Source organism: Rhizobium sp. G21 (assembly GCF_014158035.1).
In the GTDB taxonomy this organism is placed as follows: domain Bacteria; phylum Pseudomonadota; class Alphaproteobacteria; order Rhizobiales; family Rhizobiaceae; genus Rhizobium_E.
The window spans coordinates 576,736-601,864 of the sequence record NZ_JACFXW010000001.1 but is presented as its reverse complement, the minus strand read 5'-3'; the positions used below and the strand labels follow the sequence as shown (position 1 = coordinate 601,864).

At 61.7% G+C, this 25,129-nt stretch carries 32 protein-coding genes and 6 pseudogenes; 35 read left to right on the top strand and 3 right to left on the bottom strand.

Going from position 1 to position 25,129, the window contains the following annotated elements:
* Nucleotides 1-4: 4 nt before the first annotated feature.
* The 30 genes and pseudogenes from fusA (at nucleotide 5) to H2O14_RS02980 (ending at nucleotide 18,790) form a co-directional block, all read left to right on the top strand.
* Nucleotides 5-2,103, top strand: a pseudogene (gene fusA, locus H2O14_RS03125) (elongation factor G).
* A 60-nt stretch (nucleotides 2,104-2,163) separates the two neighbouring features.
* The gene (gene tuf, locus H2O14_RS03120; RefSeq protein ID WP_182826351.1) at nucleotides 2,164-3,339 is read left to right on the top strand and encodes an elongation factor Tu; all 1,176 of its coding nucleotides are present in this window, start codon (nucleotides 2,164-2,166) and stop codon (nucleotides 3,337-3,339) included.
* Nucleotides 3,340-3,454: 115 nt separating this feature from the next.
* On the top strand, nucleotides 3,455-3,763 hold the full coding sequence (gene rpsJ, locus H2O14_RS03115) for a 30S ribosomal protein S10 (RefSeq protein WP_137156080.1): 309 nt from the start codon (nucleotides 3,455-3,457) through the stop codon (nucleotides 3,761-3,763).
* 156 nt (nucleotides 3,764-3,919) lie between these two features.
* Nucleotides 3,920-4,597, top strand: a complete 678-nt coding sequence (gene rplC, locus H2O14_RS03110; RefSeq protein ID WP_137156079.1) for a 50S ribosomal protein L3 — start codon at nucleotides 3,920-3,922, stop codon at nucleotides 4,595-4,597.
* Nucleotides 4,598-4,607: 10 nt separating this feature from the next.
* Nucleotides 4,608-5,228 (top strand): 50S ribosomal protein L4, encoded by a 621-nt coding sequence (gene rplD, locus H2O14_RS03105; RefSeq protein ID WP_182826474.1) that lies wholly within the window; start codon nucleotides 4,608-4,610, stop codon nucleotides 5,226-5,228.
* Complete coding sequence (locus tag H2O14_RS03100; protein WP_182826473.1) at nucleotides 5,225-5,518, top strand: 50S ribosomal protein L23; 294 nt, start codon at nucleotides 5,225-5,227, stop codon at nucleotides 5,516-5,518. The genes rplD and H2O14_RS03100 overlap by 4 nt, the downstream gene beginning before the upstream one ends.
* An 11-nt stretch (nucleotides 5,519-5,529) precedes the next feature.
* A pseudogene (rplB, locus tag H2O14_RS03095) lies at nucleotides 5,530-6,361 on the top strand (50S ribosomal protein L2).
* A 20-nt stretch (nucleotides 6,362-6,381) separates the two neighbouring features.
* Entirely contained in the window at nucleotides 6,382-6,660 is a 279-nt protein-coding gene (gene rpsS, locus H2O14_RS03090; protein WP_137156075.1) for a 30S ribosomal protein S19, read from the top strand.
* Between the two features lie 2 nt (nucleotides 6,661-6,662).
* Nucleotides 6,663-7,052 (top strand): 50S ribosomal protein L22, encoded by a 390-nt coding sequence (gene rplV / locus H2O14_RS03085; protein ID WP_182826472.1) that lies wholly within the window; start codon nucleotides 6,663-6,665, stop codon nucleotides 7,050-7,052.
* The gene (gene rpsC, locus H2O14_RS03080; RefSeq protein WP_182826471.1) at nucleotides 7,052-7,762 is read left to right on the top strand and encodes a 30S ribosomal protein S3; all 711 of its coding nucleotides are present in this window, start codon (nucleotides 7,052-7,054) and stop codon (nucleotides 7,760-7,762) included. Before rplV ends, rpsC begins: the two co-directional genes overlap by 1 nt.
* A 33-nt stretch (nucleotides 7,763-7,795) precedes the next feature.
* Nucleotides 7,796-8,209, top strand: coding sequence for a 50S ribosomal protein L16 (rplP, locus tag H2O14_RS03075; RefSeq protein ID WP_182826470.1), 414 nt, complete (start codon nucleotides 7,796-7,798; stop codon nucleotides 8,207-8,209).
* 11 nt (nucleotides 8,210-8,220) lie between these two features.
* The gene (rpmC, locus tag H2O14_RS03070) at nucleotides 8,221-8,421 is read left to right on the top strand and encodes a 50S ribosomal protein L29 (protein ID WP_137156071.1); all 201 of its coding nucleotides are present in this window, start codon (nucleotides 8,221-8,223) and stop codon (nucleotides 8,419-8,421) included.
* Between the two features lie 11 nt (nucleotides 8,422-8,432).
* The gene (rpsQ, locus tag H2O14_RS03065) at nucleotides 8,433-8,669 is read left to right on the top strand and encodes a 30S ribosomal protein S17 (protein WP_137156070.1); all 237 of its coding nucleotides are present in this window, start codon (nucleotides 8,433-8,435) and stop codon (nucleotides 8,667-8,669) included.
* 202 nt (nucleotides 8,670-8,871) lie between these two features.
* Complete coding sequence (gene rplN / locus H2O14_RS03060) at nucleotides 8,872-9,240, top strand: 50S ribosomal protein L14 (RefSeq protein ID WP_003536525.1); 369 nt, start codon at nucleotides 8,872-8,874, stop codon at nucleotides 9,238-9,240.
* Between the two features lie 19 nt (nucleotides 9,241-9,259).
* Entirely contained in the window at nucleotides 9,260-9,571 is a 312-nt protein-coding gene (gene rplX, locus H2O14_RS03055; protein WP_182826469.1) for a 50S ribosomal protein L24, read from the top strand.
* Nucleotides 9,564-10,120: pseudogene (gene rplE, locus H2O14_RS03050) on the top strand (50S ribosomal protein L5). Before rplX ends, rplE begins: the two are co-directional and overlap by 8 nt.
* Before the next feature lie 32 nt (nucleotides 10,121-10,152).
* Entirely contained in the window at nucleotides 10,153-10,458 is a 306-nt protein-coding gene (gene rpsN / locus H2O14_RS03045) for a 30S ribosomal protein S14 (RefSeq protein ID WP_182826468.1), read from the top strand.
* A gap of 12 nt (nucleotides 10,459-10,470) precedes the next feature.
* Entirely contained in the window at nucleotides 10,471-10,869 is a 399-nt protein-coding gene (rpsH, locus tag H2O14_RS03040; protein WP_182826467.1) for a 30S ribosomal protein S8, read from the top strand.
* Nucleotides 10,870-10,911: 42 nt separating this feature from the next.
* Complete coding sequence (rplF, locus tag H2O14_RS03035; protein ID WP_182826466.1) at nucleotides 10,912-11,445, top strand: 50S ribosomal protein L6; 534 nt, start codon at nucleotides 10,912-10,914, stop codon at nucleotides 11,443-11,445.
* A gap of 12 nt (nucleotides 11,446-11,457) precedes the next feature.
* Complete coding sequence (gene rplR, locus H2O14_RS03030) at nucleotides 11,458-11,820, top strand: 50S ribosomal protein L18 (protein ID WP_137156064.1); 363 nt, start codon at nucleotides 11,458-11,460, stop codon at nucleotides 11,818-11,820.
* A gap of 133 nt (nucleotides 11,821-11,953) precedes the next feature.
* Nucleotides 11,954-12,528: pseudogene (gene rpsE / locus H2O14_RS03025) on the top strand (30S ribosomal protein S5).
* Nucleotides 12,529-12,539: 11 nt separating this feature from the next.
* A complete protein-coding gene (gene rpmD, locus H2O14_RS03020) occupies nucleotides 12,540-12,734 on the top strand; it encodes a 50S ribosomal protein L30 (protein WP_182826465.1) in 195 nt (64 codons plus the stop codon).
* A 15-nt stretch (nucleotides 12,735-12,749) separates the two neighbouring features.
* Nucleotides 12,750-13,226 carry a 50S ribosomal protein L15 gene (gene rplO / locus H2O14_RS03015; protein WP_182826464.1) on the top strand — a complete coding sequence of 159 codons (477 nt, stop codon included), beginning with the start codon at nucleotides 12,750-12,752 and terminating at the stop codon, nucleotides 13,224-13,226.
* Nucleotides 13,227-13,443: 217 nt separating this feature from the next.
* Nucleotides 13,444-14,785, top strand: a pseudogene (secY, locus tag H2O14_RS03010) (preprotein translocase subunit SecY).
* Complete coding sequence (locus tag H2O14_RS03005; RefSeq protein WP_182826463.1) at nucleotides 14,785-15,435, top strand: adenylate kinase; 651 nt, start codon at nucleotides 14,785-14,787, stop codon at nucleotides 15,433-15,435. The pseudogene secY and the gene H2O14_RS03005 overlap by 1 nt, the downstream one beginning before the upstream one ends.
* 229 nt (nucleotides 15,436-15,664) lie before the next feature.
* The gene (rpsM, locus tag H2O14_RS03000; RefSeq protein WP_137156058.1) at nucleotides 15,665-16,033 is read left to right on the top strand and encodes a 30S ribosomal protein S13; all 369 of its coding nucleotides are present in this window, start codon (nucleotides 15,665-15,667) and stop codon (nucleotides 16,031-16,033) included.
* Nucleotides 16,034-16,158: 125 nt separating this feature from the next.
* The gene (gene rpsK / locus H2O14_RS02995) at nucleotides 16,159-16,548 is read left to right on the top strand and encodes a 30S ribosomal protein S11 (protein ID WP_137156057.1); all 390 of its coding nucleotides are present in this window, start codon (nucleotides 16,159-16,161) and stop codon (nucleotides 16,546-16,548) included.
* 97 nt (nucleotides 16,549-16,645) lie between these two features.
* A complete protein-coding gene (locus tag H2O14_RS02990) occupies nucleotides 16,646-17,656 on the top strand; it encodes a DNA-directed RNA polymerase subunit alpha (RefSeq protein WP_182826462.1) in 1,011 nt (336 codons plus the stop codon).
* 116 nt (nucleotides 17,657-17,772) lie between these two features.
* Complete coding sequence (rplQ, locus tag H2O14_RS02985) at nucleotides 17,773-18,195, top strand: 50S ribosomal protein L17 (RefSeq protein ID WP_182826461.1); 423 nt, start codon at nucleotides 17,773-17,775, stop codon at nucleotides 18,193-18,195.
* Between the two features lie 70 nt (nucleotides 18,196-18,265).
* On the top strand, nucleotides 18,266-18,790 hold the full coding sequence (locus H2O14_RS02980; protein WP_182826460.1) for a GNAT family N-acetyltransferase: 525 nt from the start codon (nucleotides 18,266-18,268) through the stop codon (nucleotides 18,788-18,790).
* Between the two features lie 480 nt (nucleotides 18,791-19,270).
* Here H2O14_RS02980 and H2O14_RS02975 read toward each other — a convergent pair whose 3' ends face one another.
* Together H2O14_RS02975 and H2O14_RS02970 are read right to left on the bottom strand one after the other, a co-directional pair.
* A complete protein-coding gene (locus H2O14_RS02975; RefSeq protein WP_182826459.1) occupies nucleotides 19,271-19,597 on the bottom strand; it encodes a hypothetical protein in 327 nt (108 codons plus the stop codon).
* A 2-nt stretch (nucleotides 19,598-19,599) separates the two neighbouring features.
* Nucleotides 19,600-20,727 (bottom strand): S-(hydroxymethyl)glutathione dehydrogenase/class III alcohol dehydrogenase, encoded by a 1,128-nt coding sequence (locus H2O14_RS02970; protein ID WP_182826458.1) that lies wholly within the window; start codon nucleotides 20,725-20,727, stop codon nucleotides 19,600-19,602.
* Between the two features lie 179 nt (nucleotides 20,728-20,906).
* Here H2O14_RS02970 and H2O14_RS27040 point away from each other — a divergent pair, with 179 nt between their 5' ends.
* The 5 genes and pseudogenes from H2O14_RS27040 to H2O14_RS02950 all read left to right on the top strand — a co-directional run bounded on the left by H2O14_RS27040 (nucleotide 20,907) and on the right by H2O14_RS02950 (nucleotide 24,385).
* Nucleotides 20,907-21,854, top strand: coding sequence for a GMC family oxidoreductase (locus tag H2O14_RS27040; RefSeq protein WP_246697276.1), 948 nt, complete (start codon nucleotides 20,907-20,909; stop codon nucleotides 21,852-21,854).
* On the top strand, nucleotides 21,779-22,516 hold the full coding sequence (locus tag H2O14_RS27035) for a GMC oxidoreductase (RefSeq protein WP_312858541.1): 738 nt from the start codon (nucleotides 21,779-21,781) through the stop codon (nucleotides 22,514-22,516). Before H2O14_RS27040 ends, H2O14_RS27035 begins: the two co-directional genes overlap by 76 nt.
* 141 nt (nucleotides 22,517-22,657) lie before the next feature.
* Nucleotides 22,658-23,595 (top strand): annotated as a pseudogene (locus tag H2O14_RS02960) (DMT family transporter).
* 86 nt (nucleotides 23,596-23,681) lie between these two features.
* A complete protein-coding gene (locus tag H2O14_RS02955; protein ID WP_182826457.1) occupies nucleotides 23,682-23,948 on the top strand; it encodes a hypothetical protein in 267 nt (88 codons plus the stop codon).
* On the top strand, nucleotides 23,948-24,385 hold the full coding sequence (locus H2O14_RS02950) for a hypothetical protein (RefSeq protein ID WP_182826456.1): 438 nt from the start codon (nucleotides 23,948-23,950) through the stop codon (nucleotides 24,383-24,385). Before H2O14_RS02955 ends, H2O14_RS02950 begins: the two co-directional genes overlap by 1 nt.
* Here H2O14_RS02950 and H2O14_RS02945 read toward each other — a convergent pair.
* The gene (locus H2O14_RS02945) at nucleotides 24,368-25,081 is read right to left on the bottom strand and encodes an ATP-binding protein (protein WP_182826455.1); all 714 of its coding nucleotides are present in this window, start codon (nucleotides 25,079-25,081) and stop codon (nucleotides 24,368-24,370) included. The two genes, H2O14_RS02950 and H2O14_RS02945, sit on opposite strands and share 18 nt — an antisense overlap.
* Nucleotides 25,082-25,129 lie beyond the last annotated feature (48 nt).

Genomic DNA, 25,129 nt, shown 5'->3' with positions numbered 1-25,129 from the left:
TCCAATGGCTCGCGAATACAAGATCGAAGACTACCGCAATTTCGGCATCATGGCCCACATCGACGCCGGCAAGACGACGACCACCGAACGTATCCTCTACTACACCGGTAAGTCCCACAAGATCGGCGAAGTCCATGACGGCGCTGCCACGATGGACTGGATGGAGCAGGAGCAGGAACGCGGCATCACCATCACGTCCGCCGCCACCACGACCTTCTGGAAGGGTCGCGACGGCAAGCAGCGCCGCTTCAACATCATCGACACCCCAGGCCACGTCGACTTCACCATCGAAGTCGAGCGTTCGCTGCGCGTGCTCGACGGCGCGGTCGCCCTGCTCGACGCCAACGCCGGCGTTGAGCCGCAGACGGAAACTGTCTGGCGCCAGGCCGACAAGTACAACGTCCCGCGGATGATATTCTGCAACAAGATGGACAAGACCGGCGCGGACTTCTACCGCTCCGTCGAAATGATCAAGACCCGTCTTGGCGCGACCCCGGTCGTCTGCCAGCTGCCGATCGGCGCCGAAAGCGATTTCAAGGGCGTCGTCGACCTGATCGAGATGAACGCTCTGGTGTGGCGCGACGAATCGCTCGGCGCCCAGTGGGACGTCGTCGAGATTCCGGACGACCTGAAGGAAAAGGCTGAAGAGTTCCGCGAGAAGCTCATCGAGACCGTTGTCGAAATCGACGAAGCCGCGATGGAAGCCTATCTCGAAGGCAACATGCCCGACAACGACCAGATCCGCGCGCTGATCCGCCGCGGCACGATCGACGTCAAGTTCTTCCCGTTCTTCTGCGGTTCGGCCTTCAAGAACAAGGGCGTTCAGCCGCTGCTCGACGCCGTCGTCGACTTCCTGCCGTCGCCGATCGACATTCCGGCGATCAAGGGCATCGACGCCAAGACCGAAGCGGAAATCGAGCGTCACGCCGACGACAGCGAGCCGCTCTCGATGCTGGCGTTCAAGATCATGAACGACCCCTTCGTCGGTTCGCTCACCTTCTGCCGCATCTATTCCGGCAAGCTCGAAAAGGGCTCGTCGGTCATGAACACGGTCAAGGACAAGCGCGAGCGCGTCGGCCGCATGCTGCAGATGCACTCCAACAGCCGTGAAGACATGAAGAAGCCTTTGCGGGCGACATCGTGGCTCTCGCCGGTCTGAAGGACGCGACCACGGGCGACACGCTCTGCGACCCGCTGAAGCCGGTCATCCTGGAACGCATGGAATTCCCCGAGCCGGTCATCCAGATCGCCATCGAGCCGAAGTCCAAGGGCGACCAGGAAAAGATGGGCCTCGCGCTCAACCGTCTGGCGGCCGAAGATCCGTCCTTCCGCGTCAAGACCGACGAAGAATCGGGCCAGACCATCATCGCCGGCATGGGTGAACTCCACCTCGACATCCTCGTCGACCGCATGCGTCGCGAATTCAAGGTCGAAGCCACCGTCGGCGAGCCGCAGGTGGCCTATCGCGAAACCATCACCCGCGAGCACACCGAGGACTACACGCACAAGAAGCAGTCCGGCGGCACCGGTCAGTTCGCCCGCGTCAAGCTGGTGTTCAAGCCGAACCCGGATGGCGAAGAGTTCAAGTTCGAGTCCAAGATCGTCGGCGGCGCGGTTCCGAAGGAATACATCCCCGGCGTTGAAAAGGGCATCCAGAGCGTCATGAGCTCCGGTCCGCTCGCCGGCTTCCCGATGCTCGGCGTTCATGCGACGCTGATCGACGGCGCCTTCCACGACGTCGACTCCTCGGTCCTCGCCTTCGAAATCGCCTCGCGCGCCTGCTTCCGCGAAGCCGCCAAGAAGGCCGGCGCGCAGCTGCTCGAGCCGATGATGAAGGTCGAAGTCGTTACGCCGGAAGACTATGTCGGCGATTGCATCGGCGACCTGAACGCGCGTCGCGGTCAGATCCAGGGGCAGGAAAGCCGCGGCGTGTCCGTGGTGATCAACGCCCACGTGCCGCTCGCCAACATGTTCAAATATGTCGACAAGCTGCGTTCGATGTCTCAGGGCCGCGCTCAGTACTCGATGGTGTTCGACCATTACGCGCCGGTTCCGGCCAACGTCGCCCAGGAAATCCAGGCTAAGTATTCCGGTCAGCGTTGACCGGAATACACCACCCGATTTTGAAGTTACGCCTTCGGGCGAGAGAATGGAGAGCCTACTATGGCAAAAGGTAAGTTTGAGCGGAATAAGCCGCACGTGAACATTGGCACGATCGGTCACGTCGACCACGGCAAGACGTCGCTGACGGCTGCGATCACCAAGTATTTCGGCGAGTTCAAGGCGTATGACCAGATCGACGCCGCTCCGGAAGAAAAGGCCCGCGGCATCACCATCTCGACCGCGCACGTCGAATATGAGACGGCCAACCGTCACTATGCCCACGTCGACTGCCCCGGCCACGCCGACTACGTCAAGAACATGATCACGGGCGCCGCCCAGATGGACGGCGCGATCCTCGTCTGCTCGGCCGCCGACGGCCCGATGCCGCAGACCCGCGAGCACATCCTGCTCGCCCGTCAGGTCGGCGTTCCCGCCATCGTCGTGTTCCTCAACAAGGTCGACCAGGTCGACGACGCCGAGCTTCTCGAACTCGTCGAGCTCGAAGTCCGCGAACTTCTGTCGTCCTACGACTTCCCGGGCGACGATATCCCGATCATCAAGGGTTCGGCTCTGGCCGCCCTCGAAGATTCCGACAAGAAGATCGGTGAAGACGCGATCCGCGAACTGATGGCCGCCGTCGACGCCTACATCCCGACCCCGGAACGTCCGATCGACCAGCCCTTCCTGATGCCGATCGAAGACGTGTTCTCGATCTCCGGCCGCGGCACCGTGGTGACCGGTCGCGTCGAGCGCGGCATCGTCAAGGTCGGCGAAGAAGTCGAAATCGTCGGCATCCGCGCCACCGCCAAGACGACCTGCACCGGCGTCGAAATGTTCCGCAAGCTGCTCGACCAGGGCCAGGCCGGCGACAACATCGGCGCGCTGCTGCGCGGCGTCCAGCGCGATGGCGTTGAGCGTGGCCAGATCCTGTGCAAGCCGGGCTCGGTCAAGCCGCACAAGAAGTTCATGGCCGAAGCCTACATCCTGACCAAGGAAGAAGGCGGCCGTCATACGCCGTTCTTCACCAACTACCGTCCGCAGTTCTACTTCCGCACGACGGACGTGACGGGCATCGTGTCGCTGCCGGAAGGCACCGAAATGGTCATGCCGGGCGACAACATCACCGTCGAAGTCGAGCTGATCGTTCCGATCGCGATGGAAGAAAAGCTGCGCTTCGCCATCCGCGAAGGCGGCCGCACCGTCGGCGCCGGCATCGTCGCCTCGATCATCGAGTAATCGTTAACCATCACGGTTTACGGAGCGAGGGCAGGGGCCTTCAAAGCCCCTGTCCTCCTTCAATAAGAAACAAGAACAGTGTCCGGATCGCGGACATTTATTAAGGACTAGTCGAATGAACGGCCAGAATATCCGCATCCGCCTCAAGGCGTTTGATCATCGGATCCTCGATGCCTCCACGCGCGAAATCGTCTCGACGGCCAAGCGCACGGGAGCCCAGGTTCGCGGCCCGGTTCCTCTTCCGACCCGGATCGAGCGCTTCACGGTCAACCGCTCTCCGCACGTGGACAAGAAGAGCCGCGAACAATTTGAGATGCGCACGCACAAGCGCCTACTTGACATTGTCGATCCGACACCGCAAACGGTCGACGCGCTGATGAAACTCGATTTGGCCGCAGGCGTCGACGTCGAAATCAAGCTCTGAGACTGGCGAAAGCCGAATAACAAGGAAGGTACGTGGCGGGTCCCGCCAACGGCTTCCAACAACGGGAAACCGTAAGGCCGAGAGGCCTCACGGAATCTTTAAACAAAGAGGCGTGAGGGGGCTTGCCCCGTCAGGGACTCTCAAGAGGACGAACCGATGCGTTCAGGTGTAATTGCACAGAAAGTGGGAATGACCCGCATCTACACAGATGCCGGCGAACATGTTCCCGTCACAGTTTTGCGCATGGAAGGCTGCCAGGTGGTCGCCCAGCGTACCGAAGACAAGAACGGCTACACCGCCGTTCAGCTTGGCGCGGGCGTCGCCAAGGTGAAGAATGTTTCCAAGGCCATGCGCGGCAACTTCGCTCTCGCGCAGGTGGAGCCGAAGGCAAAGCTCGCAGAATTCCGCGTGTCCGCCGAGAACCTTCTCGATGTCGGCACCGAACTGGCCGCGAGCCACTTCGTTCCGGGACAGCTGGTCGACGTGACCGGCACTTCGATCGGTAAGGGCTTCGCCGGCGCCATGAAGCGCCACAATTTCGGCGGTCTCCGCGCCACGCACGGCGTGTCCGTCTCTCACCGTTCGCATGGTTCTACCGGTAACCGCCAGGATCCGGGCCGCGTCTTCAAGAACAAGAAGATGGCCGGCCACATGGGCGCGACCCGCGTGACCACGCAGAATCTCGAAGTGGTTTCGACCGATGACGATCGTGGTCTGATCCTGGTTCGCGGCGCCGTTCCCGGCTCCAAGGGCTCCTGGATCCTGGTCCGCGACGCGGTCAAGGCTGGCGTACCGGCTGACGCTCCGCGTCCGGCTGGCGTCCGCGCGAAGTAAGGGGGCCGATATGGATCTCGTAGTTAAGACTCTCGAAGGCAAGGACGCCGGCACTCTCTCGGTCTCCGACGCCATTTTCGGCCTCGAGCCCCGCGAAGACCTGATCGCGCGCATGGTGCGCTACCAGCTCGCCAAGAAGCGCCAGGGCACGCATCAGACCAAGACCCGCGCCGAAATTTCTCGCACGGGCAAGAAGATGTACAAGCAGAAGGGTACGGGTCGCGCTCGTCACCATTCGGCTCGCGCTCCGCAGTTCCGCGGCGGTGGTCGCGCCCATGGTCCGGTCACCCGCAGCCATGCCCATGACCTGCCCAAGAAGATCCGCGCTCTCGCGCTCCGCCACGCCCTTTCGGCCAAGGCGAAGTCCGAGACCCTGATCGTTCTCGACAATCTGGTGGCGGCCGAAGCCAAGACCAAGGTTCTCGTCAATGCGTTCGCCGGTCTCGGCCTCAGCAACGCGCTGTTCATCGGCGGCGCCGAGCTGGACAGCAACTTCAAGCTCGCCGCTCAGAACATTCCGAACGTGGATGTGCTGCCGGTTCAGGGCATCAACGTTTACGACATCCTGCGCCGCAACACGCTCGTGCTGTCCAAGGCTGCAGTCGAAGCCCTCGAGGAGCGGTTCAAATGACTGACCTTCGCCACTATGATGTGATCCGCACCCCGTCGATCACGGAAAAGTCCACTCTCGTCTCCGAAAACAACCAGGTTGTTTTCAACGTCGCGAAGGACGCTTCCAAGCCGCAGATCAAGGCCGCCGTCGAAGCTCTCTTCGGCGTCAAGGTCAAGGCCGTGAACACCCTGATCCGCAAGGGCAAGGTCAAGCGCTTCAAGGCCACGATCGGCAAGCAGCAGGACGTCAAGAAGGCCATCGTCACGCTGGTCGAAGGCCAGTCCATCGACGTGACCACCGGCCTCTGAGGAATAGAACAATGGCATTGAAAACATTCAATCCGATCACCCCGAGCCTGCGCCAGCTGGTCATCGTCGACCGGTCCGGCCTGCACAAGGGCAAAGCCGGTCAAGTCGCTGACCGAAGGCCTGCACTCCAAGGGCGGCCGCAACAACCTCGGCCGCGTCACCGCGCGCTTCCAGGGCGGCGGTCACAAGCGTTCCTACCGCCTGGTGGACTTCAAGCGTCGCAAGTTCGACGTCGAAGCGACCGTCGAGCGTCTGGAATACGACCCGAACCGCACCGCCTTCATCGCGCTCATCAAGTATGACGACGGCGAGCTGAGCTACATCATCGCCCCGCAGCGTCTCGCTGCCGGCGACAAGGTGATCTCTTCTCTGAAGGGCGCGGACGTGAAGCCCGGCAACACCATGCCGCTTCAGTCCATCCCGGTCGGCACCATCGTCCACAATGTGGAAATGAAGCCGGCAAAGGGCGGCCAGATCGCTCGTTCGGCCGGCGCCTATGTGCAGCTGGTCGGCCGCGACCAGGGCATGGCGATCCTTCGCCTGAACTCCGGCGAACAGCGCCTGGTGCATGGTTCCTGCCTCGCCACGATCGGCGCGGTGTCGAACCCCGACCACGGCAACACGAACGACGGCAAGGCCGGTCGTTCGATCTGGAAGGGCAAGCGTCCGCATGTTCGCGGCGTCGCGATGAACCCGGTCGACCACCCGCACGGCGGTGGTGAAGGTCGCACTTCGGGCGGCCGTCACCCGGTCAGCCCGTGGGGCAAGCCCACCAAGGGCAAGCGGACCCGGTCGAACAAGTCGACCGACAAGTTCATCATGCGCTCGCGCCACAAGCGCTAATTGAGAGAGGAAGTCATTAAATGGCTCGTTCAGTTTGGAAAGGCCCGTTTGTCGACGGATATCTTCTCAAGAAGGCTGAGAAGGTGCGCGCAGGCGGCCGCAGTGAAGTCATCAAGATGTGGAGCCGTCGCTCCACCATTCTCCCGCAGTTCGTTGGTCTGACCTTCGGGGTCTACAACGGCGCCAAGCACGTTCCGGTGCTGGTCACGGAAGAAATGGTCGGACACAAGTTCGGCGAATTTTCTCCGACCCGGACCTATTACGGTCACGGCGCGGACAAGAAGGCGAAGAGGAAGTAATCATGGGCAAGGCTAAAACCGAACGCCGGCTCAAGGACAACGAAGCGCAGGCAGTCGCCCGCACGATCCGCGTCAGCCCGCAGAAGCTCAACCTGGTTGCCGCGCTCATCCGCGGCAAGAAGGTCGATCGCGCTCTCGCCGAGCTCGAATTCTCCCGCAAGCGCATCGCCTCGACGGTCAAGAAGACCCTCGAATCGGCGATCGCCAACGCCGAAAACAACCATGATCTCGATGTCGACTCGCTCGTCGTCTCCGAGGCCTATGTCGGCAAGTCGATGGTGATGAAGCGCTTCCACGCCCGTGGCCGCGGCCGCGCTTCCCGCATCGAGCGTCCGTTTTCGCACCTGACGATCGTCGTCCGGGAAGTTGCCGACACTGAGGAGGCTGCATAATGGGTCAGAAAATCAATCCGATCGGCTTCCGTCTCGGCATCAACCGGACCTGGGACAGCCGCTGGTTCGCAGACAACGCCGAATACGGCCAGCTTCTTCACGAAGACCTGGCGATCCGGACCTATCTGATGAACGAACTGAAGTCCGCCGGCATCGCCAAGGTGGTCATCGAGCGTCCGCACAAGAAGTGCCGCGTCACGATCCACTCGGCTCGCCCGGGTCTCATCATCGGCAAGAAGGGCGCCGACATCGAGAAGCTTCGCAAGAAGATCTCGGACATGACGTCCTCCGAGACGCATCTCAACATCGTTGAAGTGCGCAAGCCGGAAATCGACTCCACGCTCGTCGCGCAGTCGATCGCCCAGCAGCTCGAGCGCCGCGTGGCTTTCCGCCGCGCCATGAAGCGCGCCGTTCAGTCCGCGATGCGTCTTGGCGCCGAAGGCATCAAGATCACCTGCGCCGGCCGTCTCGGCGGCGCGGAAATCGCTCGCACGGAATGGTATCGCGAAGGTCGCGTGCCGCTGCATACGCTGCGCGCCGACATCGATTACGGCGTCGCTGAAGCCCATACGGCTTTCGGCGTCTGCGGCATCAAGGTCTGGATCTTCAAGGGCGAAATCCTCGAGCATGATCCCATGGCCTCCGAGCGTCGTGCGCTGGAAGGTGACAACCAGGGCGGCAACAACAACCGCCGCCGCGAAAACGCGTAATTGACGCGTAACGGCAGAGTTGGAGAATAGAAAATGTTGCAGCCAAAGCGTACGAAGTACCGCAAGCAGTTCAAGGGCCGCATCCATGGCGTCGCCAAGGGTGGCTCTGACCTCGCCTTCGGTCAATACGGCCTGAAGGCCCAGGAGCCGGATCGCGTCAATGCCCGCCAGATCGAAGCGGCCCGCCGCGCGATCACCCGCCACATGAAGCGCGCCGGCCGCGTCTGGATCCGCGTGTTCCCGGACGTTCCGGTGACCGCCAAGCCGACCGAAGTCCGCATGGGTAAGGGTAAGGGTTCGGTGGAATACTGGGCTTGCCGCGTCAAGCCCGGCCGTATCATGTTTGAGATCGACGGCGTGAGCGAAGAGCTTGCCCGCGAAGCCCTTCGCCTGGGCGCCGCGAAGCTCTCCGTCAAGACGCGCTTCGTCCAGCGCATCGCCGAATAAGGAGAAGACGAATGAAAGCGTCTGATGTTCGCGCGTTGAGCGCCGACCAGCTGAACGACGAGCTTGCCAAGCTCAAGAAAGAGCAGTTCAACCTTCGCTTCCAGAAGGCGACCGGTCAGCTCGAAAAGACCGCCCGCATCGATGAAGTGCGCAAGGATATTGCTCGCATCAAAACCATCGCCCGCCAGAAGGCGGCCGAAGCCAAGGCTTGAAGGAATAAAAAATGCCGAAACGCATTCTTCAGGGCACCGTCGTCAGCGACAAGAACGACAAGACCGTCGTGGTCCGCGTCGAGCGTCGCTTTGCCCACCCGCTGCTTCAGAAGACGGTCCGCCGTTCCAAGAAGTACAAGGCCCATGACGAAAACAACACCGTGAAGACGGGCGACGTCGTTTCCATCGAGGAATGCGCGCCGATCTCCAAGGACAAGTGCTGGAAGGTCGTCACGGTTCACAATTGAGCCGTTTCAGCCTGATGCTTTTGAACATCGCGCCCGGAAATAACGTCCGGGCGTGAAGTCTTTTTGAAAAAGACTTGATTTCGGGCGTGTTTTCTATAAGACGCGCCCATTCCAGTGAAACTTGGATCGACAAGCCGGATCAGGGGATTCGACCTTCGGGTCCTGTCCAACCGTTCCGGTCATAACAAGAAGGCGACCTGACATGATTCAGATGCAAACAAACCTCGACGTGGCGGACAATTCCGGCGCCCGTCGTGTCATGTGCATCAAAGTGCTGGGCGGCTCCAAGCGTAAATACGCTTCGATCGGCGACATCATCGTCGTCTCGATCAAGGAAGCCATCCCGCGTGGGCGCGTGAAGAAGGGCGACGTGATGAAGGCCGTGGTGGTTCGGACCGCCAAGGACATCCGCCGCGCCGACGGCAGCGTGATCCGCTTCGACACGAATGCAGCCGTTCTCATCGACAACAAGAAAGAGCCGATCGGCACCCGTATCTTCGGACCGGTTCCGCGCGAACTCCGCGCCAAGAACCACATGAAGATCATCTCGCTGGCTCCTGAAGTTTTGTAATTATCGAGGAACGACTGAGATGCAAAAAATTCGTAAGGGCGACAAGGTCGTCATTCTGACCGGCAAGGACAAGGGCCGTTCCGGCGAAGTCCTCCAGGTCATTCCCAAGGAAGATCGCGCCATCGTCCGCGGGATCAATGTCGTCAAGCGCCACCAGCGCCAGAGCGCTTCGCAGGAAGCCGGCATCATCACCAAGGAAGCTCCGATCCATCTGTCGAACATCGCGATCGCCGACCCCAAGGACGGCAAGCCGACCCGCGTCGGTTTCAAGGTCGAAGGCGACAAGAAGGTCCGCGTTGCCAAGCGTTCGGGAGTGTCCATCGATGGCTGAAGCTAAGTACGAGCCCCGGCTCAAGACGGAATACGTCTCCCGCATCCGCAAGGCGTTGCAGGAGCAGTTCAACTACGCCAATGAAATGATGATCCCCGTCTGGACAAGATCGTCATCAACATGGGCGTCGGCGAAGCGACGGCTGACTCGAAGAAGCCGACCGTGGCCGCCCAGGACCTCTCGGCGATCGCCGGCCAGAAGGCCGTCGTCACGCGGGCCCGCAATTCGATTGCAGGCTTCAAGGTCCGCGAAGGCATGCCGATCGGCGCGAAGGTCACCCTGCGCGGCGCCCGCATGTTTGAATTCATGGATCGCCTGGTCAACATCGCGCTGCCGCGCGTTCGCGACTTCCGCGGCCTGAATCCGAAGAGCTTTGATGGTCGCGGCAATTTCGCCATGGGCATCAAGGAGCACATCGTGTTCCCGGAAATCAACTACGACAAGGTTGATCAGATGTGGGGCATGGACATCATCGTTTGCACGACGGCGAAGACCGACGACGAAGCTCGGGCTCTGTTGAAAGAGTTCAACTTCCCGTTCCGTCAGTAACCGTAACGACGAGCGTAGAAAAGGAAAAACCAATGGCGAAAACGAGCGCAGTTGAGAAAAACAAGCGCCGCCGTAAGCTGGTTGCCCAGCAGGCCAACAAGCGGGCCAAGCTGAAGGCAATCATCCAGAATCGCGAGCTTCCGATCGAAGACCGGTTCCGGGCTACCCTCAAGCTGGCCGAAATGCCGCGCAACGGCTCCAAGACCCGCATTCGCAATCGTTGCGAAGTGACTGGTCGTCCGCGCGCATTCTACCGGAAGCTCAAGATGTCGCGTGTGGCTCTGCGCCAGCTCGGCAACTTCGGGCAGATCCCCGGCATTGTGAAGTCCAGCTGGTAAGGAGGGCAAGCGATGTCCATGTCTGATCCCTTGGGTGATATGCTCACCCGTATCCGCAACGGCGTTGCCCGTCGCAAGTCGTCGGTTTCCACGCCGGCCTCCAACCTCCGCGCTCGCGTCCTCGACGTGATGCAGGCGGAAGGCTACATCCGTGGCTACAGCAAGGTCGATTTCGAGAACGGCAAGTCCGAGCTCAACATCGAGCTGAAGTACTACGAAGGCGCGCCGGTGATCCGCAAGATCGACCGCGTGTCCAAGCCGGGCCGCCGGGTCTATGTCTCGGTCAAGTCCATTCCGCAGGTCGCGAACGGTCTCGGCATCACCATCCTTTCGACTCCGAAGGGTGTGATGGCCGATCACCAGGCTCGTGAACAGAATGTTGGCGGCGAACTGCTCTGCTCGATCTTCTGATCGAGCCGACGGTTTCGCGTAACGAACAGACAGGTAAGAAAAATGTCTCGTATCGGTAAAAAGCCCGTTCAGGTGCCTGCAGGCGTGACCGCCACTGTCGAAGGACAGAAGGTAACGGCAAAGGGCCCGAAGGGCGAACTCGTTTTCGTCGCGAATGACGAAGTCGTTCTGTCCTATGAAAACAACACGGTTGCGGTGGCTCCGGCCAACGAATCGAAGGACGCCCGCGCAAAGTGGGGCATGTCCCGCACCATGATCGAAAATCTGTTCAAGGGTGTGAAGGACGGCTATGAGAAGAAGCTCGAAATCACCGGCGTCGGTTACCGCGCCGCGATGCAGGGCAAGAACCTGCAGCTTCAGCTCGGCTTCTCCCACGATGTGATCTATCAGCCGCCGGAAGGCATCTCGCTTGCTTGCCCCAAGCCGACGGAAATCGTCGTCACGGGCATCAACAAGCAGGTGGTCGGTCAGGTCGCTGCCGAGATCCGCGAATATCGCGGTCCCGAGCCCTATAAGGGCAAGGGCGTGAAATACGCCGGGGAGCGCATTGTCCGCAAGGAAGGCAAGAAGAAGTAAGGAAGACGCAAAATGGCTAGCACTAAAGAAAAGCTCGTGCAGCGCGCAAGCCGCGTCCGCCGTCAGATCAAGGCTGTCGCCAATGGTCGTCCGCGTCTGTCCGTGCATCGTTCTTCCAAGAACATCTACGCGCAGATCATCGACGACGTGGCCGGCCGCACTCTCGCCGCCGCTTCGACGCTCGACGCCGGTCTCCGTTCTTCGCTGAAGACGGGCGCCGATGTTTCCGCCGCCGCCGCTGTGGGCAAGCTCGTCGCCGAGCGCGCCGTTGCAGCGGGCGTGAAGGACGTGGTCTTCGACCGCGGCGCCTTCATCTATCACGGCCGCATCAAGGCTCTCGCCGATGCAGCCCGCGAAGGTGGTCTGAACTTCTGATGTCGAGCCCGGTCCGCCGGGCTCTTCCCCTTTGAAGCCCAGCTTCATTGAACCGGCCCTGGAGCCTTTTCGAGGACCCAGGGCTTTTATGTAAACTGCCGTTTGCACCCGGAAAAGAAAAAGGAAAAGGACAATGGCACAGGAAAAGCGTGGTTCGCGCGACGAGCGTTCGAACCGTGAAGAGCGCGACAGCGAGTTCGTCGACAAGCTGGTCGCCATCAATCGCGTCGCCAAGGTGGTGAAGGGCGGCCGTCGTTTCGGCTTTGCCGCTCGTCGTCGTCGGCGACCCAGAAGGGCCGCGTCGGCTTTGGTCATGGCAAGGCGCGCGAAGTGCCGGAAGCCATCCGCAAGGCCACCGAAGCCGCCAAGCGCGATCTGATTTTCGTGCCGCTGCGCGACGGTCGCACGCTGCATCACGACGTCAACGGTCGCCATGGCGCCGGCAAGGTTCTGCTGCGTTCGGCCAAGGCCGGTACCGGCATCATCGCCGGCGGCCCGATGCGCGCCGTCTTCGAAACGCTCGGCGTTCATGACGTCGTCGCCAAGTCGACCGGTTCGTCGAACCCCTACAACATGGTTCGCGCCACCTTCGACGCCCTGAAGAACCAGGTTCACCCGAAGGACATCGCTGCTCAGCGCGGCATCAAGTACGCGACGCTTCAGAACCGTCGCGCGTCCATCGGCGCCGCCGCTGCTTCCGAAGAATAAGGATTCGCAAGATGGCTGAAGCAAAGAAGACGATCACCGTTGAGCAGATCGGTTCGCCGATCCGTCGTCCCGACCGTCAGGAAAAGACCCTGATCGGCCTCGGTCTCAACAAGATGCACCGCACCCGTACGCTCGAAGACACGCCGTCTGTCCGTGGCATGATTGCCAAGGTCAGCCACCTCGTGCGCATCGTCGACGATAAGTAAGACGGAGACACGACAATGAAACTGAACGAAGTCAAGGACAATGAAGGCGCGCTGAAGTCGCGCAAGCGCGTTGGCCGTGGTATCGGTTCCGGCACCGGCAAGACCGGCGGTCGCGGCGTGAAGGGTCAGAAGGCCCGTTCGGGCGTCGCCATCAACGGTTTCGAAGGCGGCCAGATGCCGATCTATCGCCGCCTGCCGAAGCGCGGCTTCACCAACATCTTCGCCGCCGACTACGTCATCGTGTCGCTCGGCCGGGTGCAGCAGGCTGTTGACGCCGGCAAGCTCGACGTCTCCAAGACCGTCGACGCCGCCGCTCTCAAGGCCGCCGGCGTGATCCGCCGCATTAAGGACGGCGTCCGCCTCCTGTCCGACGGCGAACTGACCGCGAAGGTCTCCTTCGAAGTGTCCGGCGTTTCCAAGCCGGCCGTCGAGAAGGTCGAAAAGGCCGGCGGTTCGGTCAAGATCCTCGGCGAAGCAGCCGCCGCCGAGTAAGTTGATGAATAAGACGCCCGGTGTGCTTCACACCGGGCGTTTTTGCTTCTATATGAATGCCTCACGACCGGATTCCGTCTTTTGAGACGGTCCGGGCCATTCGCCAGAGGTGAGGCCGTGTTGATGTCCATCGCCGCCCGCTTCCGGTTCATTCGACAGGAAAGACCCCGCCAGTCCCCGGTTTTCGCCGCGGGAGTTTGGTTTTGCGGAGAGAGTTATGGCTTCTGCAGCGGAACAGCTTGCGTCCAATCTGAGCTTTTCGACATTTTCGAAAGCTGAAGAACTTAAAAAGCGTATTTGGTTCACCCTTGGCGCACTTCTCGTGTATCGCCTCGGCACCTATATCCCGCTGCCAGGCATCAATCCCGACGCCTTCGCAAACGCCTTCCAGTCGCAGGCGGGCGGCATTCTCGGCCTCTTCAACATGTTCTCCGGCGGCGCCGTCAGCCGCATGGCGATCTTCGCCCTGGGCATCATGCCCTATATCTCCGCTTCGATCATCGTCCAGCTGATGACCTCCGTCGTGCCTGCGCTCGAGCAGCTCAAGAAAGAGGGCGAGCAGGGCCGTAAGATGATCAACCAGTACACCCGCTACGGCACGGTGATTCTCGGCGCGCTGCAGGCCTACGGCATCGCGGTGTCGATGGAAGCCGGGCAGGGGATCGTCGCCGATCCGAGCTGGTTCTTCCGCATTTCCACGGTCGTCACGCTTCTCGGCGGCACCATGTTCCTGATGTGGCTGGGCGAGCAGATCACCTCGCGCGGCATCGGCAACGGCATTTCGCTGATCATCTTCGCCGGCATCGTCGCGGCTCTTCCGCATGCGCTGGCCAACACGCTTGAACTCGGCCGCACGGGCACGCTGTCCACGGCGATCATCCTGGTCGTCATCGTGGTCGCGATTGCCGCGATCGCCATGATCGTCTTCTTCGAGCGCGCCCAGCGCAGGCTGTTGATCCAGTATCCGAAGCGGCAGGTCGGCAACCGGATGTTCCAGGGCGATACTTCGCATCTGCCGCTCAAGCTCAACACGGCCGGCGTCATTCCGGCGATCTTCGCCTCGTCGCTTCTGCTCTTGCCAGCCACGCTTGCCGGCTTCTCCGGCTCCAGCGCGCTGCCGGACTGGGCGACGGCGATCGTCGCCGCGCTCGGCCACGGCCAGCCTCTCTATATGCTGCTCTATGCGGCCCTGATCGGCTTCTTCGCCTTCTTCTACACCGCGATCGTCTTCAATCCGAAAGACACGGCCGACAATCTCAAGAAGCATGGCGGCTTCATTCCGGGCATCCGTCCGGGTGAGCGGACCGCCGAATATATCGATTATGTGCTGACCCGCATCACGGTGATCGGCGCGGCCTATTTGATCATCGTCTGTCTTTCTGCTGCCCGAAATTCTGATCGCTCAAACCGGCGTCCCGTTCTACCTTGGTGGTACTTCGCTTTTGATCGTGGTTAGTGTTACTCTGGATACGGTTGCGCAGATCCAGGGCCACCTCATCGCGACCCAGTATGAGGGGCTCATCAAGAAATCGAAACTCCGGGGAGGGAAGAGGGGATAATGAGGCTTATTCTGTTGGGGCCTCCGGGGGCCGGCAAAGGCACCCAGGCCCAGCGTATCGTCGAAAAGCACGGCATCCCGCAGCTTTCGACGGGGGACATGTTGCGGGCGGCCGTCGTTCAGGGGACCGAAGTCGGCAAGCGCGCAAAGGCTGTGATGGACGCCGGCAATCTGGTGTCGGACGATATCGTCAACGCCATCGTTTCGGAGAGGATCGACCAGGCCGATTGCGCCAGGGGTTTCATCCTCGACGGTTATCCGCGCACGCTGGTTCAGGCCGATTCCGTCGATGCGATGTTGTCGGCCAAGGGCATGAAGCTCGATGTCGTCATCGAGATGCAGGTGGATGACACGGTGCTCGTCGAGCGCGTGTCTGGTCGTTACACCTGCGCCACCTGCGGCGCGGGCTATCACGACAAGAATCACCAGCCGAAGGTGGAGGGCGTCTGCGACAAGTGCGGCGGCCATTCCTTCAAACGTCGCCCCGACGACAACGCCGAGACCATGACCACCCGTCTTCAGGACTATTACAAGAAGACGTCGCCGCTCATCGGCTATTATCACGCCAAGGGATTGCTCAAGCCGGTTGACGGCATGGCTCCGATCGATGAAGTAACGGCAGCGATCGAAACGATTCTTTCGCGCGTGTGACATCCAAAAACTTTTAGCGGAAGGTTGCCTTTTTAAGGCTTTTCCGCTAATGACGCGCCAACTCGCGAAAGATTTAAAGCGATCGGCGCGGATTTCCCCTGAAGTGGGAAAACCCGTTGCGGTCGTTTTTGACATGAAGCGAACCGGATAAAAGGCAACAGGCGGCCGTACGCGGTCGTGAAACAACAACCGATTGCCGGATGGCAAGCGGAATGCAAGGAGAATAGGTGTGGCCCGTATCGCTGGCGTCAACATCCCGACTCAGAAGCGCGTCGTCATCGCGCTGACCTATATTCACGGGATCGGTCCGAAATTTGCTCAGGAAATCATCGAGAAGGCCGGCATCGCTGCCGACCGTCGCGTGCATCAGCTCACTGATGCGGAAGTCCTGCAGATCCGTGAGACGATCGACCGCGACTACCAGGTCGAAGGCGACCTGCGTCGCGAGACCTCGATGAACATCAAGCGTCTGATGGACCTCGGCTGCTATCGCGGCCTGCGTCATCGCCGCTCCCTGCCGGTGCGCGGTCAGCGCACGCACACCAACGCCCGCACCCGCAAGGGTCCGGCCAAGGCGATCGCCGGCAAGAAGAAGTAATTCCTCCTTGCCGCAGCCAATAGGCGGCGGATGCCGGTTCCCGGCGTCCACCGCCTAAATGCTATGGCGAGGATGGTGTAGCCGCTGGTGTTACGGCGGTGAAGAGATCAACGAAAGGACTAAAAATGGCCAAGGAAGCCGCTCGCGTTCGCCGTAGGGAACGCAAGAACATTTCGTCGGGCGTCGCCCACGTGAACTCCACCTTCAACAACACGATGATCACGATCACCGATGCCCAGGGCAACGCGATCGCCTGGTCGTCTGCCGGCGCGAAGGGTTTCAAGGGTTCGCGCAAGTCGACCCCGTTCGCCGCTCAGGTCGCCGCTGAAGACTGCGCCAAGAAGGCCCAGGAACACGGCATGAAGTCGCTGGAAGTCGAAGTCTGCGGCCCCGGTTCGGGCCGTGAATCCGCGCTGCGCGCCCTGCAGGCCGCCGGTTTCACCATCACTTCGATTCGCGACGTCACGCCGATCCCGCACAATGGCTGCCGTCCGCGCAAGAAGCGCCGCGTCTGATCATCAATAACGGCCGGTTCGGGTTTTGGCCCGGGCCGGTTTTCCTCGATGTCGATCGCCACGATTGGATGGTGGCGCGAATGGAAGGTCAAACCACATGATTCAGAAGAACTGGCAGGAACTCATCAAGCCGAACAAGGTCGAGTTCACCTCCTCGAGCCGGATCAAGGCGACCCTGGTCGCCGAGCCGCTCGAGCGTGGTTACGGCCTGACGCTCGGCAATGCGCTCCGCCGCATCCTGCTGTCGTCGCTGCGCGGCGCCGCCGTCACGGCGGTGCAGATCGACGGCGTGCTGCATGAATTCTCCTCGATTCCCGGCGTTCGCGAAGACGTCACGGACATCGTGCTCAACATCAAGGAAATCGCCATCAAGATGGATGGCGACGATCCCAAGCGTATGGTCGTGCGCAAGCAGGGTCCGGGCGTGGTCACCGCTGGAGATATCCAGACGGTCGGCGACATCGAGATCCTCAATCCGAACCATCCGATCTGCACTCTCGACGAGGGCGCGGAGATCCGCATGGAATTCACGGTCGCCAACGGCAAGGGCTATGTTCCCGCCGATCGCAACCGTGCGGAAGATGCGCCGATCGGCCTCATCCCGGTGGACAGCCTGTTCTCTCCGGTCAAGAAAGTGTCCTACAAGGTGGAAAACACCCGCGAAGGCCAGGTTCTCGACTATGACAAGCTGACCATGACCATCGAGACCGATGGTTCCGTCACCGGTGAGGACGCCGTCGCTTTTGCGGCTCGCATTCTTCAGGACCAGCTCTCCGTGTTCGTCAACTTCGACGAGCCGCAGAAGGAAGCCGAAGAAGAGGCGATCACCGAACTCGCGTTCAACCCGGCCCTCCTCAAGAAGGTCGACGAGCTCGAACTGTCGGTGCGTTCGGCGAACTGCCTCAAGAACGACAACATCGTCTATATCGGCGATCTCATCCAGAAGACCGAAGCCGAGATGCTCCGCACTCCGAACTTCGGTCGCAAGTCGCTGAACGAGATCAAGGAAGTTCTCGCCTCCATGGGCCTGCATCTCGGCATGGAAGTGCCTGCATGGCCGCCGGAGAACATCGAAGAGCTCGCCAAGCGCTACGAAGACCAGTACTGAAAAACAAAAGGCAGGCTCGCTTGCCTTTCCCAGACAAACGGCAGGACTTGTTCCTGCTTGTGCCAGGAAACGGCAGGCTCGCAAGATCTGAGACCTGCGCTTAAAGGAGTATAGCCATGCGCCACGGAAATTCGGGCCGCAAGCTCAACAGAACCGCCAGCCACCGCAAGGCGATGTTCGCCAACATGGCGGCTTCGCTGATCGAACACGAACAGATCGTCACCACCCTGCCGAAGGCGAAGGAAATTCGCCCGATCGTGGAAAAGCTGGTGACGCTCGGCAAGAAGGGCGACCTGCACGCTCGTCGTCAGGCCATCTCGCAGATCGGCAGCTCGGAACTCGTCGCCAAGCTCTTCGCCGCGATCGCTCCGCGCTACGCCAACCGCAACGGCGGCTACCTTCGCATCATGAAGGCCGGCTTCCGCCACGGCGACAACGCGCCGCTGGCCGTGATCGAATTCGTCGATCGCGACATTTCGGCCAAGGGCGCCGCTGACCTGCAGCGCGTCGAAAACGAAAAGGCCGCCGAAGCCGCTTGATCGGTTTTGGACTGGCGTCATTCGAAAGCCGGGCCTCATGCCCGGCTTTTGTCGTTGATGGAGACGGATGATGATCGCCACCGAACGGCTCGTGCTGCGACCGCATGCGCTCGAGGATTTCGACGCCTATGCGCCGATGTGGCTGACGCAATCGATGAGCGGCGACATCAAATCGCCGCTGCCGGTGCTGAACGAAGAACAGGTGTTCGCCCGGTTGTTGCGATGGATAGGCCATTGGCAGTGCTTTGGTTTCGGCCCGTTTGTGGCCGTGGATCGTGAGACGAGCGCAATCTGCGGCGAAGTGGGTTTCGCCTATTTCAAACGTGGTCACGGACCGCTTTTCGATCAGGCGCCCGAAGCGATGTGGAAGATCGCCAACGGTTTACAGGGACAGGGGCTTGCGCGCGAAGCCAAACAGGCGGCGCTGGCCTGGATGGACAAACGCCCGGAAGGAAACCGTGTGGTCTGCATGATCGACCCCATCAATACGCCGTCGATTGCGTTGGCTCAAAAGCTCGGCTTTGTGGAATTCGGCCGGAACGACTATCACGGTGTCGAACTCGCGCTTTTCCACAGGATCCGACATCCGCAATAACCCAGAACCGTCCAGGTCGTGATATCCGTTGGAGCCGCTTTACCGTCGGGGCTTGGCGGCAGGATTTTTACTGCCGACTGTGGCCTTCGGTGCCGCAACCGCGGAGACTGGCCTGTTCCAAGTCGGTTACTGTCTCATTTTCGAAAAACTTCATCCCCGCACTTCCAAGCTCAATTATCCTCTATCCGTTCCGCCACCGGAGTGTTTCGCGAGACTTTGCGGGCAGGCGGAAACGAAGCGGTCGTTTCGGCGGGTCCTCGCCAAAGCCGAGACGATTCCGAATCGATCGACGCCTCTGCTGGCGGCGTCGGCTGCGTCAGGTGAACCGGTTCCCAACACGGTTCATGCTTCGAGGCCGCGCGGAAGCAAAGCCTGACTACAGACTACCAGGAATGCCCGCTTTCGCGCGGCTCTCCTTCATCACCCCGGCGGATTTCTCCGTGCGGGATGTGGGCGCGTCGTCATTACCCAATGATTCGCTTAGTCGCCGATATAGGGAAAGAATTTCAGATCATAGCCATGCGGATTATCGCCCGGCGGCTGTTCCGGCGCAGTGGTGTACACTTCGCATTTTCCTGCCATGTTAAAGCCGACGTCCCAACCGATCACTTTCGCCATTTGGATGGCTTCTTCGGTGTCGGTAGCCCAGACCTTCATGGAGAAAACGGCTGCCATGTCTTTCTCTGTGCCGAAATCGCTGTTGCTCTCGACAATCAGTCCATCGGCAATCACGGTAAAGTGCCGGAAGGCCGTTTTCAGCCTTCCGTATCTCAGCTTCAGCTTCCAATCTTTCAGGAAGCCCAGCATGATCAGTAAACCACGACTCCGCGCACGCTTTCGCCTGAGTGCATCAGGTCGAAACCCTTGTTGATGTCTTCGAGCGGCATGGTGTGGGTGATCATCGGATCGATCTGGATCTTGCCGTCCATGTACCAGTCGACGATCTTCGGCACGTCGGTGCGGCCGCGCGCGCCGCCGAAGGCGGTGCCCATCCAGCTGCGGCCGGTGACCAGCTGGAACGGACGGGTGGAGATTTCCTGGCCGGCGCCGGCGACGCCGATGACGACCGATTTGCCCCAGCCGCGATGCGACGCTTCGAGCGCCTGGCGCATCACCTTGGTGTTGCCGGTGCAGTCGAAAGTGTAGTCGGCGCCGCCGATCTGGTCCGCGCCGCGCTTGGTCATGTTGACGAGATAGGGGACGATGTCGCCCTCGACTTCCTTCGGATTGACGAAGTGGGTCATGCCGAAGCGCTCGCCCCAGGCCTTCTTGTCATTGTTGATGTCGACGCCGATGATCATGTCGGCGCCGGCGAGGCGCAGGCCCTGGATGACGTTGAGGCCGATGCCGCCGAGACCGAAGACGATGGCGGTTGCGCCCATCTCCACCTGCGCGGTGTTGATGACCGCGCCAATGCCGGTGGTGACGCCGCAACCGATATAGCAGATCTTGTCGAAGGGCGCGTCTTCGCGCACCTTGGCCACGGCGATTTCCGGCAGCACGGTGTAATTGGCGAAGGTGGAGCAGCCCATATAGTGATGGATCTTGTCCTTACCGATCGAGAAGCGACTGGTGCCGTCGGGCATCACGCCCTGGCCCTGGGTCGAGCGAATCGCGGTGCAGAGATTGGTCTTGCGGCTGAGACAGGACGGGCAGGAGCGGCATTCCGGCGTGTAGAGCGGGATCACGTGATCGCCCTTCTTCACCGAGGTCACGCCCGGGCCGACATCGACGACGACGCCGGCGCCTTCATGGCCGAGGATAGCGGGGAACAGGCCTTCGGGATCGGCGCCCGACAGCGTGAAGTCGTCGGTGTGGCAGATTCCGGTCGCCTTGACCTCGATCAGCACTTCGCCGGCGCGCGGGCCTTCGAGCTGAACGGTCATGATTTCGAGCGGTTTGCCGGCTTGCACGGCCACGGCGGCGCGAACGTCCATGGGAATCCTCCATTGGCGGATGACAATTGTTTTGCGGCTAGAGAACATATCGGAGGCCGGCGGGGCAAGCCTGAAAGCGTAAAATAACGGCGCGTCTGACGCCGCCGTCGTAACGCTGTCAAGAAGCGGTTGACCTTTACGTAAGCGAGAACAATTCTAGGGTCGGGGAGGATCACGTCATGGAGTTCGACTATGTCATCGTCGGTGGAGGATCGGCGGGTTCCGTGCTTGCGGCGCGGTTGAGCGAGAGGCCTGAGGTGACCGTCTGCCTGATCGAGGCTGGCGGCGAGGGCCGCGATCTCGCCATCCGCATGCCGCTCGGCATCGTCGCCATGATCAGCGGCAAGCCGAAATACAACAATTGGGCGCTGTTCACCGAACCACAGGAGAAGCTGAATGGTCGGCGCGGCTTCCAGCCGCGCGGCAAGGCGCTCGGCGGATCGAGCGCCATCAACGCCATGCTATATGTCCGCGGCCATCCGAGCGATTACGATCGCTGGGCGCAGCTCGGCTGCGCCGGCTGGTCCTGGCGCGAGGTGCTGCCCTGGTTCGTGAAGACGGAGGGCAATCAGCGCGGCGACAGCCGGCTGCATGGCGGCTCAGGTCCTCTGCAGGTGGGCGAACAGCAGACGCCGCGACAGGTCTCCGCCCGCTTCATCGAAGCCTGCCGCCAGGCGGGCCTGCCGCTCAAAGACGATTTCAACGGGCCGGAGCAGGAGGGCGCCGGCCTCTATCAGGTGACGCAGTTCTGGGAAGGGCCGAAAAAGGGCGAACGCTGCTCGGCGGCGGCGGCCTATCTGCATCCTGTCATGGGACGGCCCAATCTCGAGGTGCTCACGGGCTCGCATGCCGAACGATTGCTCCTCGAAGGACGAACCGCACGCGGCGTGGTCGTCAGGCGCGGTGGCCAGAGACACGAAGTGAGGGCGCGGCGCGAGGTGATCCTGTGCTCCGGCGCCTTCGGCTCGCCGCATCTGTTGCTGCTGTCCGGCATTGGCCCTGGGGCCAAGCTCAAGGGGCGGGGGTCGAGGTCGCGCATGACCTGCCGGGCGTGGGCGAAAACCTTCAGGATCATCTCGACTATGTCCACGCCACCCGCTCCAACGGGGCCGACACGGTGGGGCTGACGCCGTCAGGGTTGATGACGATCGCCAGGGAAATGCTGCGCTGGCGGAAGGATGGTGCCGGGCTCTGCGCCTCGCCGGTCGCCGAAGTGGGCGCCTTCTTCCGCTCGTCGTCCAAGGTCGCCATTCCCGACCTGCAACTCCATTTCGTCATCGGCCTCTTGGAAAATCACGCCCGCAAGCTGCATCTGCCGCGGGGCTATTCCGGCCATGTCTGCGTGCTCCGGCCGTTCAGCCGCGGCGAGGTGGGGCTGCATGGTCCCGATGCCAGACTGCCGCCCAGGATCGATCCGCGCTATCTGAGCGACGCCCGCGACGAGGCGCTGCTGATCACCGGCATTCGCCGGATGCTCGACATCATGTCCAAGCCGGCGCTCGACGCCGTCAGGGGCCGCGATCTCCATCCCTTTGCCGAACTGAGCGATGCGGAGATCCTCAGACAGATCCGGGCGCGGGCGGACACGATTTATCACCCGGTCGGAACCTGCCGAATGGGCGTCGACGCGCTGTCGGTCGTCGATCCCGAGGCAATGAAGGTCAGGGGTATGGAGCGGCTGCGCGTCATCGACGCCTCGGTCATGCCGACGCTGATCGGCGGCAACACCAATGCGCCCACGATCATGATGGCCGACCGCATGGCGGCGCGGATCGCGGCGGGGAGGTGAGGCGGGGCGGCGGTCGTCAGGGCGTGATGAAGGTCGGCTGGTTCTGAGATTGAAGACTATTCAACGCCAGACCGCTTTTATCGCGTGTGTCAGGCCACGGCCTTCGCTAGATTGCGCGCACGAATCCGGTTCGAGTCCCTCATGACCTCCATCACATCGTCGCCGCCAAACTCCTCCCTCATCCGCGGGCTTCTCATCATGGCCGGGGCCATGATGATCCTGCCCTGCATGGACGCCATCGCCAAATATATGGCCAATGTGCAGGCCATGTCGCCGGGACAGGTGACCTTCTACCGCTTCTTCTTCCAGACGGCGCTGACGCTGCCGCTTCTGGTGACGGTGGCCGGTCGCGGGGCCTTTGTCGCCAAGCGTCCCTGGATGAACCTGCTGCGCGGGGCGCTGCATGCGGCGGCGACGCTTCTGTTTTTCACCGCGGTCAAATATATGCCGCTCGCCGACGTCTTCGCGATCTATTTCGTCGAGCCCTTTATGCTGACGGCGATGTCGGCCTGGATCCTCGGCGAGAAGGTCGGCTGGAAGCGTTGGGTCGCAATCCTGATCGGCTTCGGGGGCGCTATGATCGTCATCCAGCCCAGTTTCCGTTTGTTCGGCTTGACGGCCCTGCTGCCGGTCGCCTGCGCGTTCCTCTTCGCGCTCTATCTGTTCCTCAACCGCGCGATCGGCGAGGCTGATCCGCCGCTCACCATGCAGACGCTGTCAGGCGTCGGAGGCTCGTTGTTCATGGGGGCCGTGCTCGTGCTCGGGGACACCGCCGGCTGGGGCGATTTTCAGATGGCGCTGCCGGATGGGCTGTTCAGTTTCGGGATTCTACTCCTGCTCGGGGACTGTCGGGCTATGGCCATCTGCTGGTCGTCAAGGCCTTTCGGCTGGCGCCGGTATCGGTGCTGGCGCCCTTTCAATATTTCGAAATCATCTCGGCCACCGCGCTCGGTTATCTGCTGTTCGGGGATTTTCCCAATCTCTCCAAATGGCTCGGCGTCGCCGTGATCATCGGATCGGGCCTCTACATCATCTGGAGCGCGCGACGCGACGAGATCCGGGTGGCGGTTCAGGATTAACCGAAGGTTCACCCTTTCGATTGGGTTCAAATTTACCTTAGGCTGCGAGATTGCTCGCGCTTCATGATGAAGCGGGAGCTGCTTCGATGTTGGAGTTGACGTTGCGTTATCCCGCCTCGGCGCTCGCCGGGAAACCGCGGCTGACGCGAGACGATGTGCAGATGCTGCGCAGATGGATGTTTCCGGCAGGCCTCCAGAGCGAGACGGACGCCTGGCGCATATTGTTGATTCACCGCTCCGCCCAGGAGAAGAGCCTCGATTGGAGCCGATGGTTCGTTGAGGTCATGGCCGGATTTTTACGCGAGGCGGCGATTTCCGCCGCAATCCCGACGCCGACCGCGCCGACTTCCTGATGGCGATGATCGCGCCGGAAGGCGTGATCGGCGACGCCGACGAACTCGATCTTCTGCTGCATACGATGGAACTCGCCGGCGCTCGTGCGGATAGCTTGGCGGCGCTTGCGCTCGACCAGTTGCGCCTGGCGTTGGAAACCGGCGAGGGCGCTTACGCCGCGCAGCGCTCAGCCAAGCGCAGCGGCATATCGGTCGATGACCTCGACTTCGTCTACCGCATCGTGAGAGACAGGCTGGAGCGCGGCCGTCTTTGCATGACGGAGCGTGAAGCCGCGGCCATGAGCCGGATCGACGCCGTCGTTCGCGGCCGGATCAATCATCCGGGCTGGCGTCGCCTCGTCGACAGCCTCGTCTTGAGCGACGACGACAGGCGGGCGGACCGCGGCTGGCTTCGCGTTGCGCCGACCGACGATCTCATCCTAGAGGACGCGGCCTGATTGGCCCTTGTCGATCGCGACGCGGAAACAGACGCCGGGTCCGTCGACATCCTCGATCGTCACCGATCCGCGATGCAGCCGGGCGATTTCCCAGACCAGCGACAGGCCGAGGCCCCAGCCGCCATCCGCCTCGCTGCGGCCGGATGGGCGATAGAAAGGTTCGAACACCCTGGCGCGATCTTCGGGCGCGATGCCGGATCCATGATCGCGAACCCGCAGGATTGCGGCGTTGCCTTCGACGCCGAGCGTCACCGACACCGGCGAAGCGCCATGGCGTTCGGCATTCTGCAGCAGGTTGCGGATCAGCCGGCGCAGAAGTTTCTCGTTGCCTATGACAATCCCGGCGTCGCCTTCCACGGCGGCGCCCGTCACGGCCGCTTCTTCGCTGACCAGCGCCAGGAGATCGACCGATTGGTCGAGCGGCGGCGGGCGCTCGCCGCCGAGACGACTCTTCAGCAGGATTTCCTCGACGATGTCGTCGAGTTCGGCCAGATTGCGGATGATCTCGTCGCGGGTCTTTTCGGTTCGCGCCAGCTCCTGCATCTCGACCGCGAGCCGGAGACGGGCGAGCGGCGAGCGCAGCTCGTGGCTGGCGTTGGCGAGCAGGCTCTTTTGCGACGTCACCAGCGCCTCGATGCGATCGGCGGCGAGATTGAAGGTGCGGGCGACGGCGGCGACCTCGTCGCGGCCATGCACCGGCGCGCGGACGGATAGGTCGCCATTGCCCCAGCGTCCATGCTGCCC